Origin of the sequence: Citrobacter sp. HN-141 (assembly GCF_033341895.1) — a bacterium.
GTDB lineage: Bacteria > Pseudomonadota > Gammaproteobacteria > Enterobacterales > Enterobacteriaceae > Citrobacter.
The window spans coordinates 1-3,665 of the sequence record NZ_JAWPBF010000044.1; the positions used below are offsets into that span (position 1 = coordinate 1).

Consider the following 3,665-nt stretch of genomic DNA (forward strand, 5'->3'; position numbering starts at 1 on the left):
GTAAGCAGAGTTTTTGAAATGTAAGGCCTTTGAATAAGACAAAAGGCTGCCTCATCGCTAACTTTGCAACAGTGCCCGTTTTTCCGATGTGCCGAAATGCCCGCTTACCAGGGTGTGCAGCTCATTCAGAATATAATCATACATCTGATAATGCGCTTTCCACGGCTCCTGTGTGGCATTGACATAAAACCCGGCACCCTGGCCGAGATCGTACTCTTTATCATCCGCCACCTGACTGCCGCGCGGACTGGTATCCGGCGCGACAATCACCAGGCCGTGTTCCGCTGCGTAACGCTGTGCCCCGGCTTTGGTGATAAAATTCTGCTCGTTGCAGGTCAGCCCGGAAAGCCAGTACAGCACAGGACATTTCTCTGTTTTTGCCTGCGGCGGCAGAAACACGGAAAAAGTCATCGGCGTGCCGGTCACCGCAGAGTGGTGACGCCAGACTTCCTGGCTGCCGCCGAAACAGACGTGATGTTCAATCCGTTCCATAGTATCTCCCTGAATACGTTATCAGTAATGAATGACTGTGCGGATGGATTTGCCGTCGTGCATCAAATCAAAAGCTTCATTGATTTTATCCAGTTCCATGGTGTGCGTGACAAACGGCGCCAGCTCGATTTTGCCGCTCATGGCATCTTCCACCATTCCCGGCAACTGGGTACGCCCTTTCACGCCGCCGAACGCCGTGCCTTTCCAGACCCGGCCGGTCACCAGCTGGAACGGACGGGTTGAAATCTCTTTTCCGGCACCCGCCACCCCGATAATTACCGACTGCCCCCAGCCACGGTGCGCACTTTCCAGCGCCGACCGCATCACATTGACATTGCCGATACATTCAAAGGTATGATCCACACCCCATTTGGTCATTTCGACCAGCACCTGCTGAACAGGTTTGTCATAATCATTGGGATTAATGCAGTCTGTGGCGCCGAACTGTTTTGCCAGCTCAAACTTGGATGGATTGGTATCGATGGCAAAGATGCGCCCCGCTTTTGCCTGACGTGCGCCCTGCACCACGGCCAGCCCGATACCGCCGAGGCCGAATACCGCCACAGAATCCCCTTCCTGTACCTTCGCGGTATTGTGTACCGCGCCGATCCCGGTGGTCACGCCGCAGCCGAGCAGGCAAACCTGCTCCGCATTGGCCTGCGGATTGATTTTCGCCAGTGATACTTCCGCCACAACGGTATATTCGCTGAATGTCGAGCAGCCCATATAGTGATAGAGCGGCTGACCGTTATACGAAAAACGGCTGGTGCCGTCCGGCATCACGCCTTTGCCCTGGGTTTCGCGGACGGCAACACAGAGGTTGGTTTTACCGGAGGTACAGAAATCACACTCGCCGCACTCGGCGGTGTACAGCGGGATCACATGGTCGCCCGGTTTCACACTGGTCACGCCCTCACCGACCTCAACCACCACCCCGGCACCTTCATGGCCGAGCACCACCGGGAACAGACCTTCCGGATCATCACCGGAAAGCGTGTAGGCATCGGTATGGCATACCCCGGTGTGACTGATTTTCACCAGCACTTCACCTTTCTTCGGCGGTGCCACATCAATTTCAACAATTTCAAGGGGTAAACCCGGCCCGAAGGCGACTGCTGCGCGTGATTTCATAACGGTTCCTCTGTGTCTGAGGCTTATCATGGCAGGCGATAAGCACGAATGCCGTCCACCATACCGCACAACAGCGCTGCCTGTATAGCGCCGGTCAGCAGGTGGCCGCCACCGGTGCCGGTTTTCTGATCAGCAGACAGATTGCCAGCAGCAGACCGTACAGTGCCGTGCCAATCAGCCACACCGTACCGTCCGCACTCTGCTGTGTCTGACTGAAAATAAAAGCAAACAGCAGCGGGCCCGCCACGCCGGTCAGATTGGTCAGGCTGACCAGCACACCCTGTAGTTTTCCCTGATTTGCCGCCGATGCCCCGGCAGAGATAATGCCCTGCAATGCAGGCAGTGCAATTCCGCCGCCTGCCAGCAGGATCAGGACCGGATACACCATCCATCCGGAAGTGATAGCAGACATCAGTAAAAACGCGGTGGCATCGGCAATAAATCCGGCGAAAATAATGGTTTTCTCACTCAGCCGTTTTGCCAGCGCCCCGGCAACCACCGCCTGAAACAGTGCATGCATCGCCCCGAGTCCCGCCAGTGAAAAACCGACCGCCGCGCTGTCCCAGGCAAAGCGGCTCTCCGTAAACAATACCCAGACAGTGGCCGGGATCTGCCCGATAAGCTGCGCGGTAAAAAAGACAAACAGCAACAGCGCCAGAGGTTTAAGCAGTGTGATAAAGCTGATACCTGCGCTTTCTTGTTTCTGCTCCGCCGGTTTTTCTTCTGTCTGTACCGCCGGTTTAAAGATAAAAAAGACCATCAGAAAGGTGCAGGCATTCAGTATTGCCGCAATGACAAACGGCAGATGCGGTGAGATATCCCCCGCCAGTCCGCCGATAGCCGGCCCGGCAATCAGCCCGGCACCAAAGGCCGCACCGAGACGGCCGAACCAGGCGGTACGCTCGCTGACCGCCGTGCTGTCCGCCACTACCGAAGCCGCAACCGCGCCGGTGGCACCAGTGATCCCGGAGATAATCCGCCCGAGATACAACATCCACAGCACATTGGACAGTGCCAGCAGTGTGTAATCAAACGCGGCACCCGCCAGGGATAACAGCAGCACCGGTCTGCGCCCCAGCTTATCTGACCATCTGCCCAGCAGCGGAGCAAAACAGACCTGCATCACCGCATACAGCGCCAGCAGAATGCCGTAATGGTTTGCCACATCCGCTTCCGGGAGATATTCCCGCAGCAGTGACGGTAATACCGGCATGATCAGACCAATTCCCATCGCGTCCAGCAGTGTAATCACCAGCGCGATGACAGCGGGTTTATTCATTTTTCAGATCCTGTGTTAATTCCCTATCATTGATAGAGTTGGAATATATCCCTATCAATGATAGAGTGTCAATCTGAAAATCGGAGGAGACGGTCATGGCACGGCTGAACAGAGAATCGGTTATTGATGCGGCACTGGAACTGCTGAATGAGACAGGGATTGACGGGCTGACGACCCGCAAGCTGGCGCAGAAGCTGGGAATAGAACAGCCGACACTTTACTGGCATGTGAAAAATAAACGGGCGTTACTGGATGCGCTGGCGGTGGAGATCCTGGCGCGTCATCATGATTATTCACTGCCTGCGGCGGGGGAATCCTGGCAGTCATTTCTGCGCAATAATGCAATGAGTTTCCGCCGGGCGCTGCTGCGTTACCGTGACGGGGCAAAAGTGCACCTCGGCACCCGCCCTGATGAAAAACAGTATGATACGGTGGAAACCCAGTTACGCTTTATGACAGAAAACGGCTTTTCACTGCGCGACGGGTTATATGCGATTTCAGCGGTCAGTCATTTTACCCTTGGTGCCGTACTGGAGCAGCAGGAGCATACTGCCGCCCTGACCGACCGCCCTGCAGCACCGGACGAAAACCTGCCGCCGCTATTGCGGGAAGCGCTGCAGATTATGGACAGTGATGATGGTGAGCAGGCCTTTCTGCATGGCCTGGAGAGCCTGATCCGGGGGTTTGGGCACTGTTGCAAATAGTCGGTGGTGATAAACTTATCATCCCCTTTTGCTGATGGAGCTGCACATGAACCCATTCA

The 3,665-nt window shown here is 55.7% G+C and carries 3 protein-coding genes and 1 pseudogene; 1 reads left to right on the forward strand and 3 read right to left on the reverse strand.

Annotated features, from left to right (window positions below):
• Window positions 1-69: 69 nt before the first annotated feature.
• From RYZ59_RS24410 to tet(D), 3 genes and pseudogenes are all read right to left on the reverse strand, one after another.
• Window positions 70-492 (reverse strand): annotated as a pseudogene (locus RYZ59_RS24410) (alpha/beta hydrolase-fold protein); the annotation flags it as partial.
• Window positions 493-513: 21 nt separating this feature from the next.
• Window positions 514-1,623: an S-(hydroxymethyl)glutathione dehydrogenase/class III alcohol dehydrogenase gene (locus RYZ59_RS24415; RefSeq protein WP_000842134.1), complete on the reverse strand. Its 1,110-nt coding sequence runs from the start codon at window positions 1,621-1,623 to the stop codon at window positions 514-516.
• 94 nt (window positions 1,624-1,717) lie between these two features.
• A complete protein-coding gene (tet(D), locus tag RYZ59_RS24420) occupies window positions 1,718-2,902 on the reverse strand; it encodes a tetracycline efflux MFS transporter Tet(D) (RefSeq protein WP_001039466.1) in 1,185 nt (394 codons plus the stop codon).
• A gap of 95 nt (window positions 2,903-2,997) precedes the next feature.
• Between tet(D) and tetR(D) the strand changes: the two genes are divergently transcribed.
• The gene (gene tetR(D) / locus RYZ59_RS24425; protein WP_023352616.1) at window positions 2,998-3,606 is read left to right on the forward strand and encodes a tetracycline resistance transcriptional repressor TetR(D); all 609 of its coding nucleotides are present in this window, start codon (window positions 2,998-3,000) and stop codon (window positions 3,604-3,606) included.
• Window positions 3,607-3,665 lie beyond the last annotated feature (59 nt).

Bases quoted from the DNA above. Each gene is read 5' to 3' on its own strand.
- RYZ59_RS24415 (WP_000842134.1), bottom strand. From the start codon at position 1,623: ATGAAATCACGCGCAGCAGTCGCCTTCGGGCCGGGTTTACCCCTTGAA.